1 pseudogene is annotated in these 1,368 nt (G+C 58.1%); it reads right to left on the bottom strand.

Annotated features, from left to right (window positions below):
* Window positions 1–1,368: pseudogene (locus JCM15831_RS22080) on the bottom strand (hypothetical protein); the annotation flags it as partial.

A 1,368-nucleotide genomic window follows, 5' to 3' on the forward strand; every position in this document is an offset into this window, starting at 1 on the left:
TTCTGATAAGCCTGGTATGCTTTCAGAGCTGTATTGAGCGCCTCTTTTGCTTCTTTTTGCGCGAGAGGTGATTTCAGAGCAGCGGCGACCTCTCCGACGGTGACAGTGCCTCTCCCGCCCCGCACCAGCGCCAGAGCTCCGGAACCCAGACCGCGCTCTGCAACACCAAGGCCTGTATGTGCCCCCTTCAGCCCAAACGCTGCTATCCTGGCTTGCGCTCCCAGACCGACAAGGCCCGGCCCCGCGAGGAGCAAGGTACGCAGAGCGGCCTGATTGTTCCCATCCAGAACCTGCATGCCCGCTAACGGCACAGACCCGATCAACCCCCATCCTTCAGGCAAGTTACTGATCTTGTCCAACGCATTCGCCGAGCCCAGCCAGAATGCGCGCGCAGAGGCCTTATCCCCCATACCCGCGAAAGGCTTATTTCTTCCGCCTGTCACCTGCCAGTTTTCGGCTCCCCCCGGCTGTAAGGTATGCTGCGCGTCGCTCCAGAACTTATTATTCGGCCTGACCTCACTATTATCAGCACCCTGCTCCAGGGAGGCTCCGTGCGCAGAAAAGCTGTCTGTGGTTTGCGAACCCGCATTGGCAATACCAGCATTGGTATTCACGGCATCGCTGCTGCGAGACCCAGATTGACCATCAATGCTAGAGGAGCCTGAAGTGCTATTCGGCGTTCTTCCGCTCACAGATTTCTGGGTTTCCCCACTCTGAGGATGATTTCCATTGCCCGTGTCCGTCGTAGACTGCACGCTCCGGCTCTGCTGATAGAGATTCTTCCCTACCTGATATGCGCTCTCCGCCAGCGTCTCGGCAGCGGTTTGGATCTGAAGTGTCGTGTTCAGCTTTTTAGCGTTGAAATCATTCTCAAGGTGACCGTTCGCCTTGATCAGATCAGTGCTGTACTGTCCCGTCGTGCTGCCACTTTGCACAGCGATATTGCCTGTGATGACAGACTCCGTGACGCTCTTCTCATTATGGCCGTCATACCCAACCGCCACCGTCGACGTTCCAGGTACCGATGCAGCGGGTTGCCCCTGAACATAACCACCCCCAGCTGAAACAGTTGTACCGCTCCAGCGCGAGACGTTCTCGACGCTTTCTGCTGTCAGGCTCCCTGTTTCAAAACGGTTGCGGTTCGCCTGCGCAGTGCTGCTGATCACTCCACCCGTCAGATGGGTGTCGCCAGACACCTCGACATCGAGCCCGCCCTCGCCTGCGTAAATTCCGGATTGCTGCTTGCCTGTCGAGCGGTACTCATCTGTGATCGAGGTGTGCGACATGCTCGCACCGCCTCCAACAGGACCAAGTCCTGCCCCCGGGATAGGCACGGTGATGCTCGCACCACCCGATGTCGAGCGACTC

It is taken from the genome of Asaia astilbis JCM 15831, from assembly GCF_000613845.1.
GTDB lineage: Bacteria > Pseudomonadota > Alphaproteobacteria > Acetobacterales > Acetobacteraceae > Asaia > Asaia astilbis.